The 21,355-nt window shown below is 60.9% G+C and carries 23 protein-coding genes; 22 read left to right on the forward strand and 1 reads right to left on the reverse strand.

The genetic code is table 11. The features are described 5' to 3' along the window. The first annotated feature begins 49 nt into the window (after nucleotides 1–49). From trmJ to NRG23_RS25770, 22 genes are all read left to right on the forward strand, one after another. A complete protein-coding gene (trmJ, locus tag NRG23_RS25665; RefSeq protein ID WP_009050643.1) occupies nucleotides 50–829 on the forward strand; it encodes a tRNA (cytosine(32)/uridine(32)-2'-O)-methyltransferase TrmJ in 780 nt (259 codons plus the stop codon). Then, nucleotides 822–1,598: a serine O-acetyltransferase gene (gene cysE, locus NRG23_RS25670; RefSeq protein ID WP_007929518.1), complete on the forward strand. Its 777-nt coding sequence runs from the start codon at nucleotides 822–824 to the stop codon at nucleotides 1,596–1,598. Before trmJ ends, cysE begins: the two co-directional genes overlap by 8 nt. 280 nt (nucleotides 1,599–1,878) lie before the next feature. Continuing rightward, nucleotides 1,879–2,370, forward strand: a complete 492-nt coding sequence (gene iscR, locus NRG23_RS25675) for a Fe-S cluster assembly transcriptional regulator IscR (RefSeq protein ID WP_009045442.1) — start codon at nucleotides 1,879–1,881, stop codon at nucleotides 2,368–2,370. A gap of 50 nt (nucleotides 2,371–2,420) precedes the next feature. Beyond that, entirely contained in the window at nucleotides 2,421–3,635 is a 1,215-nt protein-coding gene (locus NRG23_RS25680; RefSeq protein WP_009050642.1) for an IscS subfamily cysteine desulfurase, read from the forward strand. Between the two features lie 102 nt (nucleotides 3,636–3,737). Continuing rightward, the gene (gene iscU, locus NRG23_RS25685; RefSeq protein WP_007929523.1) at nucleotides 3,738–4,124 is read left to right on the forward strand and encodes a Fe-S cluster assembly scaffold IscU; all 387 of its coding nucleotides are present in this window, start codon (nucleotides 3,738–3,740) and stop codon (nucleotides 4,122–4,124) included. Nucleotides 4,125–4,171: 47 nt separating this feature from the next. Next, nucleotides 4,172–4,495, forward strand: a complete 324-nt coding sequence (gene iscA, locus NRG23_RS25690) for an iron-sulfur cluster assembly protein IscA (RefSeq protein WP_007929524.1) — start codon at nucleotides 4,172–4,174, stop codon at nucleotides 4,493–4,495. Nucleotides 4,496–4,503: 8 nt separating this feature from the next. Continuing rightward, entirely contained in the window at nucleotides 4,504–5,025 is a 522-nt protein-coding gene (hscB, locus tag NRG23_RS25695; RefSeq protein WP_038576126.1) for a co-chaperone HscB, read from the forward strand. A gap of 51 nt (nucleotides 5,026–5,076) precedes the next feature. Continuing rightward, the gene (gene hscA / locus NRG23_RS25700; protein WP_038634899.1) at nucleotides 5,077–6,939 is read left to right on the forward strand and encodes a Fe-S protein assembly chaperone HscA; all 1,863 of its coding nucleotides are present in this window, start codon (nucleotides 5,077–5,079) and stop codon (nucleotides 6,937–6,939) included. Between the two features lie 3 nt (nucleotides 6,940–6,942). Next, on the forward strand, nucleotides 6,943–7,284 hold the full coding sequence (gene fdx, locus NRG23_RS25705) for an ISC system 2Fe-2S type ferredoxin (protein ID WP_007929527.1): 342 nt from the start codon (nucleotides 6,943–6,945) through the stop codon (nucleotides 7,282–7,284). A 14-nt stretch (nucleotides 7,285–7,298) separates the two neighbouring features. Further along, nucleotides 7,299–7,499, forward strand: coding sequence for a Fe-S cluster assembly protein IscX (gene iscX / locus NRG23_RS25710; RefSeq protein WP_007929528.1), 201 nt, complete (start codon nucleotides 7,299–7,301; stop codon nucleotides 7,497–7,499). A gap of 94 nt (nucleotides 7,500–7,593) precedes the next feature. After that, nucleotides 7,594–8,019, forward strand: coding sequence for a nucleoside-diphosphate kinase (gene ndk, locus NRG23_RS25715; protein ID WP_007929529.1), 426 nt, complete (start codon nucleotides 7,594–7,596; stop codon nucleotides 8,017–8,019). 29 nt (nucleotides 8,020–8,048) lie between these two features. After that, nucleotides 8,049–9,197, forward strand: a complete 1,149-nt coding sequence (gene rlmN, locus NRG23_RS25720; RefSeq protein WP_007929531.1) for a 23S rRNA (adenine(2503)-C(2))-methyltransferase RlmN — start codon at nucleotides 8,049–8,051, stop codon at nucleotides 9,195–9,197. Between the two features lie 12 nt (nucleotides 9,198–9,209). Further along, nucleotides 9,210–9,968: a type IV pilus biogenesis/stability protein PilW gene (pilW, locus tag NRG23_RS25725; RefSeq protein WP_016703488.1), complete on the forward strand. Its 759-nt coding sequence runs from the start codon at nucleotides 9,210–9,212 to the stop codon at nucleotides 9,966–9,968. After that, a complete protein-coding gene (locus NRG23_RS25730; protein ID WP_110175518.1) occupies nucleotides 9,968–10,993 on the forward strand; it encodes a RodZ family helix-turn-helix domain-containing protein in 1,026 nt (341 codons plus the stop codon). Before pilW ends, NRG23_RS25730 begins: the two co-directional genes overlap by 1 nt. 3 nt (nucleotides 10,994–10,996) lie before the next feature. Further along, nucleotides 10,997–12,106: a flavodoxin-dependent (E)-4-hydroxy-3-methylbut-2-enyl-diphosphate synthase gene (ispG, locus tag NRG23_RS25735; protein WP_007929536.1), complete on the forward strand. Its 1,110-nt coding sequence runs from the start codon at nucleotides 10,997–10,999 to the stop codon at nucleotides 12,104–12,106. A gap of 37 nt (nucleotides 12,107–12,143) precedes the next feature. Continuing rightward, complete coding sequence (gene hisS / locus NRG23_RS25740) at nucleotides 12,144–13,433, forward strand: histidine--tRNA ligase (RefSeq protein WP_009050637.1); 1,290 nt, start codon at nucleotides 12,144–12,146, stop codon at nucleotides 13,431–13,433. 40 nt (nucleotides 13,434–13,473) lie between these two features. Continuing rightward, complete coding sequence (locus NRG23_RS25745; RefSeq protein WP_257372769.1) at nucleotides 13,474–14,115, forward strand: tetratricopeptide repeat protein; 642 nt, start codon at nucleotides 13,474–13,476, stop codon at nucleotides 14,113–14,115. After that, entirely contained in the window at nucleotides 14,108–15,259 is a 1,152-nt protein-coding gene (bamB, locus tag NRG23_RS25750) for an outer membrane protein assembly factor BamB (RefSeq protein WP_009050636.1), read from the forward strand. Before NRG23_RS25745 ends, bamB begins: the two co-directional genes overlap by 8 nt. Before the next feature lie 139 nt (nucleotides 15,260–15,398). Then, nucleotides 15,399–16,871, forward strand: coding sequence for a ribosome biogenesis GTPase Der (gene der / locus NRG23_RS25755; protein ID WP_007929542.1), 1,473 nt, complete (start codon nucleotides 15,399–15,401; stop codon nucleotides 16,869–16,871). A gap of 190 nt (nucleotides 16,872–17,061) precedes the next feature. After that, nucleotides 17,062–18,210 (forward strand): pyridoxal phosphate-dependent aminotransferase, encoded by a 1,149-nt coding sequence (locus NRG23_RS25760; RefSeq protein WP_257372773.1) that lies wholly within the window; start codon nucleotides 17,062–17,064, stop codon nucleotides 18,208–18,210. Then, entirely contained in the window at nucleotides 18,198–18,995 is a 798-nt protein-coding gene (locus NRG23_RS25765; RefSeq protein WP_028683316.1) for an amidohydrolase, read from the forward strand. The genes NRG23_RS25760 and NRG23_RS25765 overlap by 13 nt, the downstream gene beginning before the upstream one ends. 54 nt (nucleotides 18,996–19,049) lie before the next feature. Next, complete coding sequence (locus NRG23_RS25770; protein ID WP_009050633.1) at nucleotides 19,050–19,463, forward strand: hypothetical protein; 414 nt, start codon at nucleotides 19,050–19,052, stop codon at nucleotides 19,461–19,463. A gap of 67 nt (nucleotides 19,464–19,530) precedes the next feature. On the opposite strand, the gene leuA is transcribed toward NRG23_RS25770, so the two are convergent. Next, complete coding sequence (gene leuA, locus NRG23_RS25775) at nucleotides 19,531–21,210, reverse strand: 2-isopropylmalate synthase (RefSeq protein ID WP_009050632.1); 1,680 nt, start codon at nucleotides 21,208–21,210, stop codon at nucleotides 19,531–19,533. Between the last annotated feature and the right edge of the window lie 145 nt (nucleotides 21,211–21,355).

A 21,355-nucleotide genomic window follows, 5' to 3' on the forward strand; every position in this document is an offset into this window, starting at 1 on the left:
GCGGTTCTGTAAGATTTGCTCCCCTTTCCCGTGTCCGAGAGCGCCTCCCTTGCTGCAGAACATTCGTGTCGTCCTGGTCAATACCAGTCATCCCGGGAACATCGGTGGGGCTGCGCGTGCCATGAAGAACATGGGGTTGTCGCGGCTGGTACTGGTCGAGCCGCGGATTTTCCCGTCCCATGAGGCCGATGCGCGTGCATCCGGCGCTACCGACATTCTTGAAAACGCTCAGGTCGTCGCCACCCTGGAAGATGCCCTGGCCGGCTGCACCCTGGTGTTTGGCACCAGTGCTCGTGATCGGCGTATCCCCTGGCCATTGCTCGATCCCCGTGAATCCGGGGCCAAGGTGGTGCAAGAGGCAGGGCAGGGCGCCGAAATTGCCTTGGTCTTCGGCCGTGAAGATTCCGGTCTGACCAATGACGAGCTGCAGCGATGTCATTTTCACGTGCATATCCCTTCGGACCCGGAGTTCAGCTCGCTGAACCTGGCGACGGCGGTGCAGGTGCTTGCTTATGAAGTGCGTATGTCCTGGCTGGCGGCCGAAGGTCAGCCGAGCAAGGTCGAGAAGGATGAAGTGGCGTCGCCGCGTAGCGATGAGCTGGCGACCATGGACGAGCTGGAGCGGTTCTACGAGCATCTGGAGCAGACGCTGGTGGCCATCGACTTCCTCGATCCGGAAAAACCACGGCACTTGATGGCGCGCCTGCGCCGGTTGTACGGACGCAGCTCGGTAAGCCGGGCGGAAATGAATATTTTGCGTGGCATCCTCACGGAGACCCAGAAAGCGGCCCGTGGCGAGCTCCTTAAGCGGAAGAATGATGATGTTTGAGCGTTTGCGTGAAGATATCCAGAGTGTTTTCCATCGTGACCCGGCGGCGCGTAATGCGTTCGAGGTCCTGACCTGCTACCCGGGCATGCACGCCATCTGGATTCATCGCCTGTCCGGCGCGTTGTGGGGCATGGGCTGGAAGTGGCTGGCGCGCCTGGTGTCGAACTTCGGGCGCTGGCTGACTGGGATCGAGATTCACCCGGGGGCCAAGGTTGGTCGCCGCTTCTTTATCGACCACGGCATGGGCATCGTCATTGGCGAAACCGCCGAGATCGGTGACGACGTCACCCTCTATCAGGGCGTGACCCTGGGCGGCACCAGCTGGAACAAGGGCAAGCGTCACCCGACCCTGGAAGATGGTGTGGTGGTGGGGGCGGGCGCCAAGGTGCTGGGCCCGTTCACCGTGGGGGCGGGGGCCAAGGTCGGTTCCAATGCGGTGGTGACCAAGGCGGTGCCAGCGGGTGCCACGGTAGTGGGCATTCCCGGGCGCATCATCGTGAAGTCCGATGACGAGCAGGAAGCCAAGCGCAAGGCTATGGCCGAGAAGCTCGGTTTCGACGCCTATGGTGTCAGCGAGGACATGCCGGACCCGGTGGCGCGGGCCATTGGCCAGTTGCTCGATCACCTGCAGGCTGTCGATGGGCGCCTGGAGGGTATGTGCGGGGCCTTGAAGGATCTGGGTAGCAACTACTGCGCCAAGGATCTGCCGGCGCTGCGCGATGAGGACTTCGCAGGCGTCAAGGACAAGGGCGACAGTCAGGTCGGCTGAGTCGTCCAGGCGCCTTGGCGTTGATCGCGAGCAAGCTTGCTGCTGCAGAAGAGCGTTATGGTTTTTCTAAGGTGAGCTTGCTCGCCCCGAGTCTGAAAGGGCGCTGGGACCCATTAGTCACCCGTCAAATCCAGGGCGTGCCATTACCCTGCAGACTTTGCTATGATTCGCGCGCTCTTTTGCGGGTAAACCTGACTAAAGTAGTAGGTCTTATAGTTGACTTAATTACTCGGGAATTGCATACTCGCTCCCATCCCGAAACACTCCGTGGTACTTGTCCATGCGACTGACTACAAAAGGCCGATACGCGGTAACTGCCATGCTTGACCTGGCGTTGCACGCGCAACATGGGCCGGTGTCCCTGGCCGATATCTCTGAGCGCCAAGGCATCTCCCTGTCCTATCTCGAACAGCTCTTCGCCAAGTTGCGCCGCAGCAATCTGGTGTCCAGCGTGCGTGGTCCAGGCGGTGGCTACCAGCTGTCGCGCGACATGCAAGGCATTCAGGTGGCCCAGGTGATCGATGCGGTGAACGAGTCGGTCGATGCAACCAAATGCCAGGGCCAGGGCGATTGCCATTCCGGCGACACCTGTCTGACCCACCACCTGTGGTGCGATCTGAGCCTGCAGATTCACGAATTTCTGAGCGGTATCAGCTTGGCTGACCTTGTGACTCGCCGTGAGGTGCAAGAAGTAGCCCAGCGTCAGGATCAGCGCCGCTGTAATGGCAAGGCGCAGCACCTGGACAAGATTGAAGCGTCCGCCGTCGAATGACAGCCAAAGAGCTAGCGGCACGCCAGCCAGCCTGATTTAGGAGAGAGTCCATGAAATTGCCGATTTACCTTGATTACTCAGCGACCACCCCGGTTGATCCGCGTGTCGCGCAAAAGATGAGTGAATGCCTGCTGGTCGACGGAAACTTCGGTAACCCGGCGTCCCGCTCCCACGTGTTCGGTTGGAAAGCCGAAGAATCGGTGGAAAATGCCCGTCGCCAAGTGGCTGACCTGGTTAACGCCGACCCACGTGAAATTGTCTGGACCTCCGGTGCCACCGAGTCCGACAACCTGGCAATCAAGGGTGTCGCGCATTTCTACCACACCAAGGGCAAGCACCTGATCACCTCGAAGATCGAGCACAAGGCTGTCCTGGACACCATGCGCCAACTCGAGCGTGAAGGCTTCGAAGTCACCTACATCGAGCCTGGCGAAGACGGCCTGATCACTCCGGCCATGGTCGAAGCCGCCCTGCGCGACGACACCATCCTGGTGTCGATCATGCACGTGAACAACGAAATCGGCACCATCAACGACATCGCCGCCATCGGCGAGCTGACTCGTTCCAAAGGCATTCTGTTCCACGTCGACGCGGCTCAGTCCACCGGCAAGGTCGACATCGACCTGCAGGCGCTGAAAGTCGACCTGATGTCCTTCTCCGCCCACAAGACCTACGGTCCTAAAGGCATCGGCGCGCTGTACGTCAGCCGCAAGCCGCGGGTTCGCCTTGAGGCGACCATGCACGGCGGCGGTCACGAGCGCGGCATGCGTTCCGGCACTCTGGCTACCCACCAGATCGTTGGCATGGGCGAAGCCTTCCGTGTAGCCAAGGAAGACATGGCTGCCGAAAACCTGCGCATCAAGGCGTTGAGCGACCGCTTCTACAAGCAGGTCGAGCACCTGGAAGAGCTGTACATCAACGGCAGCATGACTGCTCGTGTACCGCACAACCTGAACCTGAGCTTCAACTACGTCGAAGGCGAGTCGCTGATCATGGCGCTCAAGGACCTGGCGGTTTCCTCCGGTTCGGCCTGCACCTCGGCTTCGCTGGAGCCTTCGTACGTACTGCGCGCCCTGGGCCGCAACGACGAACTGGCACACAGCTCGATCCGCTTCACCTTCGGCCGCTTCACCACCGAAGAAGAAATCGATTATGCCGCGCAGAAAGTCTGCGAGGCCGTGACCAAGCTGCGCGCTCTGTCGCCGCTGTGGGACATGTACAAAGACGGCGTCGATATCTCGAAGATCGAGTGGGCGGCACACTAAATATAGAAGCCGCCAGGTACAGCTCCTGTAGCGACGCGGCGACTGACGCAGGCGTAACTACAGGGGCTCAAGAGCGGCCCTGATGAGTGAGGATTAAGAATCATGGCTTACAGCGAAAAGGTCATCGACCACTACGAGAACCCGCGCAACGTCGGCAAAATGAACGCGGAAGATCCTGATGTCGGCACCGGCATGGTCGGCGCTCCGGCGTGCGGCGACGTGATGCGCCTGCAGATCAAGGTCAACGAGCAGGGCATCATCGAAGATGCCAAGTTCAAGACCTACGGTTGCGGTTCGGCTATCGCCTCCAGCTCCCTGGCTACCGAGTGGATGAAGGGCAAGACTCTGGATGAAGCAGAGACCATCAAGAACACTCAGCTGGCTGAAGAGCTGGCCCTGCCGCCAGTGAAAATCCACTGCTCGGTACTCGCCGAAGACGCCATCAAGGCCGCCGTTCGCGATTACAAGCAGAAGAAAGGCCTGATCTGATTCAGCGGATCAGCTTTCACAGATTGAGCGAAAAGTAAGGAGTCACGATGGCTATCAGCATGACAGAAGCGGCTGCTCAACACGTGCGACGCTCCCTCAACGGGCGCGGCAAAGGTGATGGGATTCGTCTGGGTGTTCGCACCACGGGCTGTTCCGGCCTTGCCTATGTCCTGGAGTTCGTCGACGAGATCGGTGAAGACGATCAGGTGTTCGAGAGTCATGGCGAGAAAGTGATCATTGATCCGAAAAGCCTGACCTACCTGGATGGCACCGAACTGGACTTCGTCAAGGAAGGGTTGAACGAAGGCTTCAAGTTCAACAACCCCAACGTGCGCGGTGAATGTGGCTGCGGCGAAAGCTTCAACATCTGAGGCTGCTCGTGGGTACTCCTTGTCATTTCGCTTTATTTGAGCTGCAACCGAGCTTCCGTCTGGATCTCGATCAGCTGGCCACGCGTTACCGTGAGTTGGCGCGTGCCGTTCATCCGGACCGCTTCGCTGACGCTTCCGAGCGTGAGCAGCGGCTGGCGCTGGAGCAATCCGCCAGCCTCAACGAGGCCTACCAGACCCTCAAGAGCCCTCCCAAGCGCGCGCGATACCTGCTCGCCATGGGCGGCCATGAGCTGCCGCTGGAGGTCACGGTGCACGATCCGGAGTTCCTTCTGCAGCAGATGCAGTGGCGCGAAGAACTCGAGGATCTGCAGGACGAGGCCGACCTGGCCGGTATTGCAGCCTTCAAGCGCCGCCTGAAAGTGGCCCAGGATGAATTGAACGAAAGCTTCGCAGCCTGTTGGGATGATGCTGCGCAACGCGAACAGGCCGAGCGCCTGATGCGGCGCATGCAGTTCCTCGACAAGCTCACCTACGAAGTGCGCCAGTTAGAAGAGCGCCTCGACGATTAACCCAGTGCCGCTCCGGTCGCACGCCTGATATTCAGATAAGTCCAGATAAACATGGCCCTACTGCAGATCGCCGAACCCGGTCAAAGTCCTCAACCGCACCAGCGTCGCCTGGCTGTGGGGATCGACTTGGGTACTACCAATTCGCTGGTCGCTGCCTTGCGCAGTGGTCTTTCCGAGCCGCTGGCCGACGCCAACGGGCAGGTCATCCTGCCGTCTGCCGTGCGTTATCACGCCGACCATGTCGAGGTGGGCGAGTCCGCCAGGCTGGCGGCGTCTGCCGACCCCTTGAACACTGTGCTGTCGGTCAAGCGCTTGATGGGGCGTGGTCTGTCCGACGTCAAGCAATTGGGCGAACAGCTGCCGTACCGCTTCGTCGACGGCGAGTCGCACATGCCGTTCATCGACACCATCCAGGGCCCGAAAAGCCCGGTGGAAGTTTCCGCCGACATCCTCAAGGTCTTGCGCCAGCGCGCCGAGTCGACCCTGGGTGGTGAGCTGGTGGGGGCGGTGATCACCGTTCCGGCCTATTTCGACGATGCGCAGCGTCAAGCGACTAAGGATGCGGCCAAGCTGGCTGGTCTCAACGTGTTGCGTCTGCTCAACGAGCCGACCGCGGCGGCTGTGGCCTATGGTCTGGATCAACACGCTGAAGGCGTGGTGGCCATTTATGACCTGGGTGGCGGGACCTTCGATATTTCCATTCTGCGCCTGACCGGCGGCGTCTTCGAAGTGCTGGCCACCGGTGGCGACAGCGCCCTGGGCGGAGACGATTTCGATCATGCGATCGCTGGCTGGATCATCGAGAGCGCCGGCCTGTCCGCCGATCTCGATCCGGGTAAGCAGCGCAATCTGCTGCAAATCGCTTGCGCCGCCAAGGAAGCGCTCACCAATGCCCCGTCGGTCGACGTGACCTATGGCTCCTGGTCGGCGCCGCTGACCCGTGAAGCCTTCGATGCCCTGATCGAGCCGATGGTGGCGCGCAGCCTCAAGGCTTGCCGTCGCGCCGTGCGTGATTCCAATGTCGAGCTGGAAGATGTCCAGGCGGTGGTCATGGTCGGCGGTTCGACCCGTGTTCCACGGGTTCGCGAAGCTGTCGCCGAAATGTTCGGTCGCCAGCCGCTGACCGAGATCGACCCGGATCAGGTGGTGGCCATTGGTGCTGCGATCCAGGCCGATACCCTGGCCGGCAACAAGCGCGATGGTGGCGAACTGCTGCTGCTTGATGTGATTCCGCTGTCCCTGGGGCTGGAAACCATGGGCGGGCTGATGGAGAAGGTGATTCCGCGTAACACCACTATCCCCGTTGCCCGTGCCCAAGACTTCACCACTTACAAAGATGGCCAGTCGGCCATGATGATTCATGTATTGCAGGGCGAGCGCGAGCTGATCAGCGACTGCCGCTCCCTGGCGCGTTTCGAGCTGCGCGGTATTCCGGCCATGGTCGCCGGAGCGGCGAAGATCCGCGTGACCTTCCAGGTCGATGCCGACGGTCTGCTGAGCGTGTCCGCTCGCGAGCTGGGCTCGGGCGTTGAAGCCAGCATCCAGGTCAAGCCATCCTACGGCCTGACCGACGGCGAAATCGCCAGGATGCTCAAGGACTCCTTCCAGTACGCCAGCGACGACAAGGTCGCCCGCGTGCTGCGTGAGCAGCAGGTCGATGCCCAGCGTCTGATCGAAGCGGTGCAGGGCGCTCTGGAAGCAGACGGCGAGCGTCTGCTGGATGCCGAAGAGCGCATGGTCATCGAGCTGCAAATGCAGGAATTGAGTGAATTGATGCGTGGCACCGATGGTTACGCCATCGAGCAGCAGACCAAGCGTCTGTCGCAAGTGACCGATGCTTTTGCTGCCCGCCGCCTGGACTCGACGGTGAAAGCCGCTCTGGCGGGGCGCAATCTGAATGAAATCGAGGAATAACTGATGCCGCAGATCATTTTTCTGCCACACGCCGTGTTTTGCCCGGATGGCCTGGTTGTAGAGGCTGCACCGGGTACCTCGATTCTCGAAGTGGCGCATGACAACCACATCGAGATCGAGAGCGCCTGCGGCGGCGTCTGCGCCTGCACCACCTGCCACTGCATCATTCGCGAGGGTTTCGACTCGCTGAACGAAGCCGACGAGCTGGAAGAAGACCTGCTGGACAAGGCCTGGGGCCTGGAGGCGCAATCGCGTCTATCCTGTCAGGCGATCGTCGGCGAGGAAGACCTGACCGTCGAAATTCCGAAATACTCGCTCAACCATGCGGCCGAAGCGCCGCACTGATTCAAGGAATCATCATGAGTCTGAAATGGGTTGATGTGCTGGAAATCGCGATCCAGCTGGCTGAGTCCAAGCCGGATGTGGATCCGCGGTACGTAAACTTTGTCGATCTGCACCAATGGGTTCTGGCACTGCCGGAATTCAGCGACGATCCGGCTCGCGGTGGCGAGAAGGTTCTTGAAGCAATTCAGGCCGCCTGGATCGAAGAAGCAGACTGAGTCTGTCCCGTACGCAGTTAGGCAATCCCTATAAACCCGCGTATAATTCGCGGGTTTAATTTTTCGCTTTAATCACCGTTTCTGGAGTTACACCATGGCTGTTCAACGTACTTTCTCCATCATCAAGCCTGACGCTGTTGCAAAAAACGTCATCGGCGAGATCGTTACCCGTTTCGAAAAAGCTGGCCTGCGCGTTGTAGCTTCGAAAATGAAGCAACTGTCGAAAGCCGAAGCTGAAGGCTTCTACGCTGAGCACAGCGCTCGTGGTTTCTTCGGCGAGCTGGTTGCTTTCATGACTTCCGGTCCGGTTGTCGTTCAGGTTCTGGAAGGCGAAAACGCTATCGCTCTGAACCGTGAGCTGATGGGCGCTACCAACCCTAAAGAAGCTGCTGCCGGCACCATCCGTGCTGACTTCGCTGAATCCATCGACGCCAACGCCGTTCACGGTTCGGACTCCGAAGCCGCTGCTGCACGCGAAATCGCTTATTTCTTCGCTTCCACCGAAGTGACCACTCGCTAAGCCAAAGGCCCGTGAGTGAAGGTGAAACCATGACTACATCGACTGGCAAAACTAACCTGTTGGGTCTGACTCAACCGGAAATGGAAAAATTCTTCGACTCAATCGGGGAGAAGCGTTTCCGTGCCGGTCAGGTAATGAAATGGATTCACCACTTTGGCGTCGATGATTTCGACGCCATGACGAACGTCGGCAAGGCCTTGCGCGAAAAGCTCAAGGCCGTTGCCGAAATTCGTGGTCCGGAAGTGGTCAGCGAGGACATCTCCAGCGACGGCACCCGTAAATGGGTGGTGCGCGTGGCGTCCGGCAGCTGCGTCGAGACCGTTTACATTCCCCAGGGCAAACGCGGCACCTTGTGCGTTTCGTCCCAGGCAGGCTGTGCCCTGGATTGCAGTTTCTGCTCCACCGGCAAGCAAGGCTTCAATAGCAACCTCACCGCCGCCGAAGTCATCGGCCAGGTGTGGATTGCCAACAAATCCTTTGGCAGCGTCCCGGCGACCGTCGACCGTGCCATCACCAACGTGGTGATGATGGGCATGGGTGAACCGCTGCTGAACTTCGACAACGTCATCTCGGCCATGCACCTGATGATGGACGACCTGGGCTACGGCATCTCCAAGCGCCGCGTGACCCTGTCGACCTCCGGCGTGGTACCGATGATCGATGAGCTGGCCAAGCACATCGACGTCTCCCTGGCGTTGTCCCTGCACGCACCGAACGATGCGCTGCGCAACCAGCTGGTACCGATCAACAAGAAGTACCCGCTGAAGATGCTGCTCGAATCCTGCCAGCGCTACATGTCGTCGCTGGGCGAGAAACGTGTGCTGACGATTGAGTACACGCTGCTCAAGGACGTCAATGATAAGGTTGAACACGCTGTTGAGATGATCGCGTTGCTCAAGGACATTCCTTGCAAGATCAACCTGATCCCGTTCAACCCGTTCCCGCATTCCGGTTACGAGCGGCCGAGCAACAACGCCATTCGCCGGTTCCAGGATCAACTGCATCACGCAGGCTTCAACGTCACCGTGCGTACCACGCGCGGCGAAGACATCGATGCGGCCTGTGGACAACTGGTCGGGCAGGTGCTGGATCGCACCCGTCGTAGCGAACGTTATATCGCCGTGCGCGAGTTGAGCGCCGACGCCGATATGCCGCAAAGCGCTGCGAATCGTACCTGAGAGAGGATCTCCATGACCTTGCGCGTCGCGCTGCTTCTGCTTTTTGTCAGCCTGTCGGCTGGCTGTGTTCTTTCTGGGGATTTCAACCCGATGAAGACAAGCAAGGGGCGGGACGAGGCGCGTGAGGCCTATGTCCAGCTGGGTCTGGGTTATCTGCAGCAAGGCATGACCGAGCGGGCGAAAGTGCCGCTGAAAAAGGCCTTGGAGCTGGACGAGTCCGACGCTGACGCCAATGCCGCCCTGGCACTGGTGTTCCAGGCTGAAATGGAGCCCGATCTGGCTGACCAGCATTACCGCAAGGCCCTGGCTGCGCGTCCCTCCGATGCCCGTATCCTGAACAACTACGGCAGTTTTCTCTTTGAAGAAAAACGTTACAAGGATGCTTATCAGCGCTTTGAACAGGCGGCTGCTGATACCCTGTACCCCGAGCGATCCCGAGTGTTCGAGAACCTTGGCATGACCGCCGCGATGCTGGGGGAGCGTGATCTGGCCCGGCAACACCTGGAAAAAGCCCTGCGCCTGAACCGCCAGCAGCCTCGTGCATTGCTGGAAATGGCTGAGTTGTCCTTCGAAGACAGGCATTATGTGCCCGCACGCGACTATTACGATCGTTTTAGCCTGCTGAGCGAGCAAAATGCACGTAGTCTATTGCTCGGCGTTCGGCTGGCAACGGTGTTTGAAGATCGCGACAAGGCCGCCAGTTACGGCCTGCAATTAAAACGACTCTATCCCGGTTCGCCGGAATATCAGCAATACCTGTCGGAGCAATGATGAAAGCGGCGCATCCCGAAGTTCTAGCAGCGACTCGCGTCAACCCCGGTGAGACCCTGCGTCAGGCCCGCGAAAGCAATGGTTGGTCGCTGGCTGAAGTGGCCCTCAAGCTCAATCTGACCGCCAGCTCGTTGAGCAACCTGGAAGCCGGTGCTTTCGACAAGCTGCCGGGGCATACCTTCGCTCGCGGTTATATCCGTGCCTATGCCAAGTTGCTGGGGATGGACCAGGCCGTTCTGGTCCAGGCCTTCGACCAATACACGGGCACCGATTCCCAGGGCAGCAATGTGCACAGCCTGGGCCGTATCGAAGAGCCGGTACGGGTCTCCCACACCATTTTGCGCATTGTCAGCCTGCTGCTGCTGATCGCAGTGATCGGCGGCGGCTTTATCTGGTGGCAGGATCAGACCTCGGTGCGCACCAAGGAGCTGATCAGTCTCAATCAGGAACACGTCGAAGTCGAAGGGGCCGACGGCACCACGCAGATTCATCCGATCGACGAACCGGAAGACCAGGCGGTCGTGGAAGGCCAGACCGAAGGCGAAACCGCCCTGGCCCTGCCTGAAACCCTGGCTCCAGGCCAGGCCCCAGCAAATGCCGCGGTCCCGGCGCCAAGCGCTCCGGCTGCCGCACCTGCTGCTCCGGTTGCTCCAGCTCCAGTGGTCGCGGCGCCGGCAACACCCGCGCCGAGCGCTCCGGCCGCGCCAGCCCCTGTAGCGCCAGTGGTCGCTGCATCGGCTGCCCCGGCAGCTCCAACTGCACCTGCCGCCGCGCCTGTAGCCGGCGCCGGTCAGGTACAGATCCAGTTCACAGCCGATTGCTGGACCCAGATCACCGATGGCAGCGGTAAAGTGCTGTTGAGTGGCCTGAAGCGCAAGGGTGAGACCGCCGATGTTTCCGGCAAGCCGCCATTTGCCGTGCGCCTGGGTTATGCCCGTGGCGCGCAGGTCAGCTACAACGGACAAGCGGTCGATGTGGCTCCGTTCACCAGTGGCGAGACTGCTCGCCTGAAGTTAGGTCAATAAGTCATGCACGGCGAATCTCCAATCAAACGTCGCGAGTCCCGCAAGATCTGGGTCGGCTCGGTACCCGTGGGTGGCGATGCCCCCATTGCCGTGCAGAGCATGACCAACAGCGACACCAACGATGTGGCGGCCACTGTGGCCCAGATCAACCGTCTGGAAGCCGCCGGCGTCGATATCGTGCGGGTTTCCGTACCGGACATGGACGCGGCCGAAGCCTTCGGCCGTATCAAGCAGCAGGTCAAGGTGCCGCTGGTTGCCGACATCCACTTCGACTACAAGATCGCCTTGCGCGTGGCCGAACTGGGTGTCGATTGCCTGCGGATCAACCCCGGCAACATCGGTCGTGAAGATCGCGTGCGTGCGGTGGTGGACGCGGCCCGTGATCGCGGGATCCCGATCCGTATCGGTGTCAACGCCGGCTCCCTGGAAAAGGACCTGCAGAAGAAATACGGCGAGCCCACCCCGGCTGCATTGGTGGAATCTGCCCTGCGTCACGTCGAGCACCTCGAGCGTCTGAACTTCAAGGACTTCAAGGTCAGTGTGAAAGCCTCCGACGTGTTCATGGCCGTCGAGGCCTATCGCCTGCTGGCCAAGGAAATCATCCAGCCGCTGCACCTGGGGATCACCGAAGCCGGTGGTTTGCGTTCAGGCACGGTGAAATCCGCCGTGGGCCTCGGTATGCTGCTGGCCGAAGGGATTGGCGATACTATTCGCATCTCGTTGGCGGCTGACCCGGTCGAAGAAGTGAAAGTCGGCTACGACATTCTCAAGTCCCTGCATCTGCGTTCCCGTGGCATCAACTTCATCGCCTGCCCGAGCTGCTCGCGGCAGAACTTCGATGTGGTCAAGACCATGAACGAACTGGAAGGGCGTCTCGAGGATCTGCTGGTGCCGCTGGACGTGGCGGTCATCGGTTGTGTGGTCAACGGTCCGGGCGAAGCCAAAGAGGCGCATATCGGCCTGACCGGCGGGACGCCGAACCTGATTTATATCGACGGCAAGCCGTCGCAGAAACTGACGAATGACAATCTTGTGGATCAACTGGAAAAGCTGATCCGCGAGAAGGCGGCCGAAAAGGTCGAAGCCGACGCAGCGCTGATCGCGCGCGGCTGAGCCCGACTGAAGAGCCGAACGAATTTAAGGATTTATAGTGAGCAAGTCTCTGCAAGCCATTCGTGGCATGAACGACATCCTGCCCGAGCAGACGCCCCTGTGGCGCTATTTCGAGGGCACCGTTGCACGTTTGCTGGATAACTACGGTTACAAGCAGATCCGTATGCCGATCGTCGAGTTCACCGAGCTGTTCAAGCGCTCCATCGGTGAAGTGACCGACATCGTCGAAAAAGAGATGTACACCTTCGACGACCGTAACGGCGACTCCCTGACCCTGCGTCCGGAAGGCACCGCGGCGTGCGTGCGCGCTGTGCTCGAGCATGGCATCACCGGCGGTGGCCAGGTGCAGAAACTCTGGTACATCGGCCCGATGTTCCGCCACGAGCGTCCGCAGAAAGGCCGTTATCGCCAGTTCCACCAGATCGGTTGCGAAGTCTTCAACCTCGACGGTCCGGACATCGACGCCGAACTGATCGTGTTGACCTGGCGCCTGTGGGGCGAGCTGGGTATCCGTGATGCGGTCAAGCTCGAACTGAACAGCCTGGGGACCGCCGAAGCCCGTGCGCGTTATCGCGATGCGCTGGTGACGTTCCTCTCGGCGCGCATGGACAGCCTGGACGAAGACAGCCAGCGCCGCCTGAAAACCAACCCGCTGCGCGTGCTCGACACCAAGAACCCGGATACTCAAGCCGTGCTGGTGGACGCGCCGAAGCTGGCCGACTACCTGGACGAAGAGTCCCGCGTGCACTTCGAGGGTCTCAAGGCCCGTCTGGATGCCGCCGGTATCCCTTATGTGATCAACCCGAAGCTGGTGCGCGGGCTGGATTACTACAGCAAGACCGTTTTCGAATGGGTCACCGACAAGCTCGGCGCCCAGGGCACCGTCTGTGCCGGTGGCCGTTACGACGGTCTGGTCGAGCAGATGGGCGGCAAGCCGACCCCGGGCGTTGGTTTTGCCATGGGCATCGAGCGTCTGGTGCTGCTGCTGGAAACCCTGGAGCAGATCCCGGAAGAGATCTCGCGTCAGGTCGACGTTTACCTCTGCGCCTTCGGGGAAGCTGCCGAACTGGCCGCACTGGCGCTGAGTGAGCGTGTTCGTGATCAATTGCCGAACCTGCGCCTGCAGATCAACGCCGGCGCCGGTAGCTTCAAGAGCCAGTTCAAGAAGGCCGACAAGAGCGGTGCGTTGTACGCACTGATCCTCGGTGACGACGAACTGGCCCAGCAAGTGGTAGGTTTCAAACCCCTGCGTGGCCAGGGCGAACAACAAAGCATTGCCTGGGATGCGCTCGCTGCACACCTGGCCACCTGCGTCGTGCAGGGTTGAAGCTGTCAAACAGCCGATTTAGCGAATAAGGAGTATTGGGGTGTCGAGTACCGAAGATGAACAGCTGGCGGATTTGAAGGACTGGTGGCAGCGCAACGGCAGACCCCTGGTCACCGGCGGCCTGTTGGCGCTGGTCATCGTGTTCGGCTGGCAGGCCTGGCACAAGTATCAGAACAATCAGTCGCAAGGCGCCTCGATGCTCTATCAGCAATTGCTGGAGACCACGCTGACGCCTGACGGCAAGCCGGATGCAGCCCGTGTCGCAGACCTGGCCGGCAAGCTCAACAGCGAGTTCGGCGGTACTGCGTACGCGCAATACGGCAGCCTGTTCGTCGCCAAGGTGGCGGTCGACACCGGCAAGCTGGACGACGCGGCGACCGAACTCAAAGCCATCGCCGACAAGCCGGCCAACCCGACGCTGGGCGAGATCGCCCGTCAGCGCCTGGCCCAGGTCCTGGCGGCGCAGAACAAGGCAGATGAAGCGCTGAAGCTGCTCGAAGGCGATGCCGACAAGGCATTCCTGGCCACTCGCGAAGAGCTCAAGGGCGACCTGCTGGTCCAATTGGGCCGTACCGACGAAGCCCATGCTGCGTACGAAAAAGCCAAGGCTGCGCTGTCCGATGAAGCGGCAGTCGGTGGCCTACAAATCAAGCTGGACGACCTGGCCAAAGGGGATGCGTGACGTGATCCGTTGGAAACATGCAGCATTGCTGGCTCTGGCCGTTCTGGCCGCGGGTTGCAGCAGCAACAGCAAGAAAGAATTGCCACCTGCCGAACTGGTCGACTTCAAAGAAGAAGTGGTCCTGCAGAAACAGTGGAGCCGTTCGGTCGGTGACGGCCAGGGCGAAACCTACAACATGCTGGTTCCGGCGATCGACGGCAGCACCATCTACGCCGCCGACGTTACTGGCGTGGTAGAGGCGCTGGATCGCATGAACGGCGACGTCAAGTGGAAACAGGACCTGGAGTTGCCTGTGTCCGGTGCCGTTGGCGTGGGTTACGGCCTGGTCATGATCGGTACCCTCAAGGGCGAAGTAGTCGCCCTGGATGCTTCGAGCGGCGAAGAGAAGTGGCGTGCGCGGGTGACCAGTGAAGTACTGGCTCCGCCATCCACCAACGGCGATGTGGTTGTGGTCCAGACCCAGGATGACCGTGTGATCGGCCTCGACGCCGCCACCGGCAACCAGATGTGGGTCTATGACAGCACCCCGGCGGTACTGACCCTGCGTGGCACCAGTGCGCCAATCACCACCAACCGCCTGGCGGTCGCCGGTCTGTCGACCGGTAAAGTGGTGGCCCTGGATATCCGCAACGGCGTGCCGGTGTGGGAACAGCGCGTGGCCATTCCGCAAGGTCGTTCCGAGCTGGATCGTGTGGTCGACATCGATGGTGGCCTGCTGTTGTCCGGCGGCACCCTGTATGTCGCCAGCTACCAGGGTCGCGTAGCGGCGCTGGACCTGGAAAGCGGTCGTCCGCTCTGGCAGCGCGATGCTTCCAGCTATGCGGGTGTCGCTCAAGGTTTCGGCAGCGTCTATGTGAGCCTGTCTTCCGGCACAGTCGAAAGCGTCGACGAGCGTTCCACCACTGCACTGTGGAGCAACGACTCGCTGGCTCGCCGTCAACTGTCGGCCCCGGAAGTCTTCTCCAGCTACGTGGCGGTCGGTGACCTGGAAGGTTACCTGCACCTGCTGAGCCAGGTGGACGGTCGCTTCGTCGGCCGTGAGCGTATCGACAGCGATGGTCTGCGTGCGCGTCCGCTGGTGGTGGGCAACATGATTTATGTGTATGGCAACAGCGGCAAACTGGAAGCCCTGACCATCAAGTAATGGTTTGACTATGCTTGGGGTTGATCCCCAAGCGGCCTTGCCCCGGCAAGGTTCGCAGCACGCCATGTGCTGCCCCGAGCACCAGCCGCTGCCTCGCAGCGGCTTTTGTATTTTCTGAATTAACGCAGTGGAGAGCCGCATGGTTCCCGTAATCGCCCTGGTGGGCCGACCGAACGTCGGCAAGTCCACCTTGTTCAACCGCCTGACTCGGACTCGCGACGCCATTGTCGGCGACCTGTCCGGTCTGACCCGTGATCGCCAATACGGTGAGGCCAAGTGGCAAGGGCGTACCTACATTCTGATCGACACCGGCGGTATCTCCGGTGACGAGCATGGCATGGACGAAAAGATGGCCGAGCAGTCGCTGCTGGCCATCGAAGAAGCCGATGTCGTCCTGTTCCTGGTAGACGCCAAGGCCGGTTTCACCGCGGCCGACCAGATGATCGGCGAGCACCTGCGCAAAAGGAACAAGACCTCTTACGTGATCGCCAACAAGGTCGACAATATCGACCCGGACATGGCGCGTGCCGAGTTCGCTCCGCTGGGCATGGGCGACGCGATCCCGATCGCCGGTGCTCACGGCCGCGGTATCACGCAGATGCTGGAAATCGCCCTGCGCGAGTTCCCGAAAGACGACGCGGACGAACCGGAAGAGGGTGAGGAAGAAGTCGTTGCCGAAGGCGAGGAAGCCAAGCGCATTCCGGGCCCGAGCGAAAAAGACGGGATCAAGATCGCCATCATCGGCCGGCCGAACGTGGGCAAGTCCACCCTGGTCAACCGCATGCTCGGCGAAGACCGGGTCATCGTCTACGACCAGCCCGGTACCACCCGCGACAGTATCTACATTCCCTTCGAGCGTAACGAAGAGAAGTACACGCTGATCGACACCGCCGGTGTGCGCAAGCGCGGCAAGATCCACGAGGAAGTCGAAAAGTTCTCGGTGGTCAAAACCCTGCAGGCGATCAAGGACGCCAACGTGGTGATCTTCGTCATGGACGCCCGCGAAGGCGTGGTGGATCACGACCTGAACCTGCTGGGCTTCGCCCTGGAAGCAGGCCGGGCCCTGGTCATCGCCCTGAACAAATGGGATGGCATGGACCCGCGCGAGCGTGACTATGTGAAGACCGAGCTGGAGCGCCGGCTGTTCTTCGTCGACTTCGCCGACATCCACTTCATCTCGGCGTTGCACGGCACTGGCGTGGGCAACCTCTACCAGTCGGTGCAGAACTCCTTCAAGTCCGCGGTAACCCGCTGGCCGACCAGCCGCCTGACGCAGATTCTCGAAGACGCCGTGAGCGAGCACGCGCCACCGATGGTCAACAACCGTCGCATCAAGCTGCGTTATGCCCACCTGGGTGGCGCCAACCCGCCGCTGATCGTGATCCACGGCAACCAGGTGGAGAAGGTGCCGAAGTCTTATGTGCGCTACCTGGAAAACACCTACCGACGTGTTCTGAAACTGGTCGGCACGCCGATCCGCATCGAATTCAAGGGCGGTGAAAACCCGTACGAAGGCAACAAGAACACGCTCACCGACCGTCAGGTCAACAAGAAGCGTCGCTTGATGACACACCACAAGAAGGCCGAGAAGAAGCGCAAGGACAAGCGCTGACACAGCGCTTCGAGTTGCAAGCCACAAGCTACCAGTAAAAAAGCGGCAGGGCTTGCAGCTTATGGCTTACAGCTTGTAGCTGCGATTAAAAAGGGTCCTTGAGGGACCCTTTTTTAATCGCCGCCCTTTGGGCTATTCTCGGGACCTCCCCGTGCCGCCGTAGAGCCGGGTGTTCAGCAGGGAATCACCCATGATCACCAGTAAGCTGCCGAATGTCGGCACCACCATCTTCACGCAAATGTCGCAGCTCGCCGTGGAAACCGGCGCGCTGAACCTGTCCCAGGGTTTTCCCGATTTCGATGGCCCGCGGGCCCTGCGCGATGCCGTCGCCCGGCATATCGCCAGCGGCCACAACCAATATGCGCCAATGACCGGCCTGCCGGCCTTGCGCCAGCAAGTGGCGGCCAAGATCGCCCGCAGTTACGGCGTGCAGGTGAATGCCGAGACCGAGGTAACCATCACTCCGGGCGCCACCCAGGCGATCTTCTGTGCCATCCAGACGGTGATCCAGCCCGGTGATGAAGTGATCGTCTTCGATCCTTGCTATGACAGCTATGAGCCTTCGGTGGAGCTGGCCGGCGGCCGTTGTATTCATGTGCAGCTGGGCCTGAACGATTTCGCCATCGACTGGCAGAAGCTCGGCGAGGCGCTGAGTCCGCGTACGCGGATGATCATTCTCAACGCGCCGCACAACCCCAGCGGGGCCCTGATCAGCCGTGCCGAGCTGGATCAGTTGGCGGCGCTGATTCGTGATCGGGACATCTATCTGGTCAGCGACGAGGTGTACGAACACCTGGTATTCGACGGCATCCCCCACGTCAGCGTGCTGGCCCATGAAGAGCTGTACCAGCGGGCATTCGTGGTCAGTTCCTTTGGCAAGACTTATCACGTGACCGGCTGGAAAACCGGCTATGTGGTCGCTCCACCGGCCCTGAGCGCCGAGCTGCGCAAGGTGCATCAATATGTCAGCTTCTGCGGCGTGACCCCTTTGCAGTACGCTCTGGCGGACTACATGGCCGAACACCCGGAACATGTCGAAGAGCTTCCCGCTTTCTATCAGGCCAAGCGCGACCTGTTCTGCGACCTGCTGGGGCCTTCACGATTCAGCTTTACCCGGGTGGCCGGTACTTACTTCCAACTGGTGGACTACTCGCAGATCCGCCCGGACCTGAATGACGTCGAGATGGCGATCTGGATGACCCGCGAGCACGGCGTCGCGACCATTCCGGTCTCGGTGTTCTACCGCGAGCCACCGCAAGGACAGCGTCTGGTAAGGCTATGCTTTGCCAAACGTGAGGAGACGCTGCGTCAGGCAGCGGAGAAGCTATGCGTGATCTGAGTGCTTTACCCAATCTGAACGTGGCGCTGGTCCAGACCTCCCTGGTCTGGCACGACCGCCAGGCCAATCTCGAGCACTTCGAGCTGTTGCTCGAGCAGGCCCGGGGCGCCGACCTGATTATCCTGCCGGAAATGTTCACCACCGGATTTTCCATGGAGTCCGAAGCCCTCGCCGAGGCGGAAAACGGTCCGACCAGCAAGTGGCTGCGCAGCCAGGCCGCCAGGCTCGATGCGGTGGTCACCGGCAGCGTGATTATCCAGGCCGCCGACGGCAGCCACCGCAACCGCCTGCTATGGGCACGTCCCGACGGCGAGGTCTGGCATTACGACAAGCGTCATTTGTTCCGCATGGCGGGCGAGCATGACCACTACACGCCGGGCGAGCGCCAGATGCAGTTCGAACTCAAGGGTTGGCGGGTCAGGCCGCTGATCTGCTACGACCTGCGTTTTCCGGTATGGAGCCGCGATGCGCGGGATACCGACTTGCTGCTGTACACGGCCAACTGGCCGGGGGCGCGGCGTCAGCACTGGAATCGCTTGTTGCCGGCCAGGGCCATCGAAAACCTGTGTTATGTGGCGGCGGTCAATCGGGTCGGTACCGACGGCAAGGGGTTTGCCTACACCGGGGATAGCCAGGTGCTGGATTTCCAGGGCGAGACCCTGCTCAGCGCCGGTGAGGCCGACGGGGTATTCCAGGTCTGCCTGAATGCCGCGGACCTGGCGGCCTATCGCGCGCGCTTTCCAGCCTACCTCGATGCCGACACCTTCGAGTTCACCCAGGCTTAAAGATCTGTCGGGGTGGGCCGTTAAGGGGTAAGAGGATTTTCAGGGAGATTCATCATGACCACTATCGGTGCTGCGAGCATCAATCCATTCCCGCTGGGGGCCGCGCCGCAAAAGCTCAACATCGCCGAGCCGCAGGCCAGCCCGCTCGAGGTGCAGGACAAGCGCGTTGCCGAAGACAACGACTCGGTGAGTGTCGACATGCAGGAATACGGGGCCAAGGCCGATTTCACGTCGTCCACTGCTGACATCGTCGCGCAGTTGCAGAAGCAGATCGACCAGACCGAAAAGACCCTGTCCGAGCAGCAGTCGCAATTGTCCGGGGTGCAGAAGGGCCAGGCGAGCGAGGAGCAGAAGGCGCAACAGGCCCTGGAGGTGCAGGCGCAGATCGCGATCACCGCCAACAACCTGCAGGTGTTGCAGGCGGCCTTGCTCCAGGCGCTGACGGCGCGGATCAATACCACTGCCTGAGTGAGGCAATAAATACACAATAAAAAAGCCCCGGATCATCCGGGGCTTTTTTGTCGCCGTAAAACCGTCAGGCGGCCTTGGCGTCCAGCTGGCTCAGGGAGCGGTTCAGCGCGCTGAACAGGGCCTTGAAGCTGGCGGTGGTGATGTTTTCATCGATACCCACACCGTGCACCGCGCGTTCGCCGTTCACACGCAGTTCGATATAGGCCGCGGCCTTGGCGTTGGTGCCCGCGCCGATGGCGTGCTCGTTGTAGTCCATGATTTCCACCGGAACCGGCAAGCCGGCCACCAAGGCTTCCAGGGCGCCATTGCCCTTGCCGCGCCAATGCAGGTTGGTCTCGCCCTGGCCCTTGCTGGACACTTCCACTTCCACGGCGCTGTGGCCGTTTTCTTCCTGCAGGCGATGGCTGACCAGCGCGTACGGGGTGTTGGCCTGCAAGTATTCGCTGTGGAGCAGCGCGTGGATCTGCTGGGCGGTCATCTCCAGGCCCAGGCGATCGGTTTCACGCTGTACCACCTGGCTGAACTCGATCTGCATGCGACGCGGCAAGCTGATACCGTATTCCTGCTCCAGCAGGTAGGCGATACCGCCTTTGCCCGACTGGCTGTTGACGCGAATCACCGCCTCATAGCTGCGGCCGATGTCGGCCGGGTCGATCGGCAAGTACGGTACTTCCCACAGGGCATCGGATTTCTGCTGGGCGAAGCCCTTGCGGATGGCATCCTGGTGCGAGCCGGAGAAGGCGGTGTGAACCAGGTCGCCGACATACGGATGACGCGGGTGCACCGGGATCTGGTTGCATTCTTCGACCACTTTGCGCACGCCGTCGATATCGGAGAAGTCCAGCTCCGGATCGATACCCTGGGTGTAGAGGTTCAGGGCCACGGTGACCAGGTCGACGTTGCCGGTACGTTCGCCGTTGCCGAACAGGCAGCCTTCGACGCGGTCGGCGCCGGCCATCAGGCCCAGCTCGGTGGCGGCTACGCCGGTACCCCGGTCGTTGTGGGTGTGCAGGCTGATGATCACGCTGTCACGACGGTTGATGTGGCGGCCGAACCATTCGATCTGGTCGGCATAGATGTTCGGTGTGGCGACTTCGACGGTGGCCGGCAGGTTGAGGATCACCTTGTTGGCTGGCGTCGGGTTCCAGACTTCGATCACCGCGTCGCAGACTTCCTTGGCGAACTCCAGCTCAGTGGCGCTGAAGGTCTCTGGCGAGTATTCGAACTGCCATTGGGTTTCCGGCTGCTGGGCGGCGTATTTGACGAACAGCTTGGCAGCGTTCACCGCGATCTCTTTCACGCCTTCCTTGTCCTGGTTGAAGACAATGCGGCGGAACGACGGGCTGGTGGCGTTGTACAGATGGACGATGGCTTTCTTCGCCCCGCGCAACGATTCGAAGGTACGGGCGATCAGGTCTTCACGGGCCTGGGTCAGCACCTGGATGGTGGTGTCGTCCGGGATGTGGCCGCCTTCGATCAGGGTGCGCACGAAGTCGAAGTCGGTCTGCGAAGCGGCCGGGAAGGAGGCCTCGATTTCTTTCACACCGACGGCGACCAGGGTTTTCCAGAAGCGCAGCTTCTTCACCGCATCCATCGGCTCGATCAACGACTGGTTGCCATCACGCAGGTCGGAACTGCACCAGATAGGCGCGCGGGTGATGGTCTTCGACGGCCAGGTGCGGTCCGGCAAGTTGATGGTCGGGAACGCGCGGTACTTCGAGGAAGGGTCTTTGAGCATGCTCATGGGAAAATCCTTATTGTCCGGGCCGAAAAGAGGCGGCCTGCCGGTGAATCAATGGGTGTGCTGTTTGAAGCAGGGGACGAGGTACCGCGACTCAACCTGGCAGTCGTGCGCTGACGAGGCAGAGGCTTCGGTGTTGGCGGCGCTG

Source organism: Pseudomonas sp. T8, from assembly GCF_024610635.1.
In the GTDB taxonomy this organism is placed as follows: domain Bacteria; phylum Pseudomonadota; class Gammaproteobacteria; order Pseudomonadales; family Pseudomonadaceae; genus Aquipseudomonas; species Aquipseudomonas chlororaphis_I.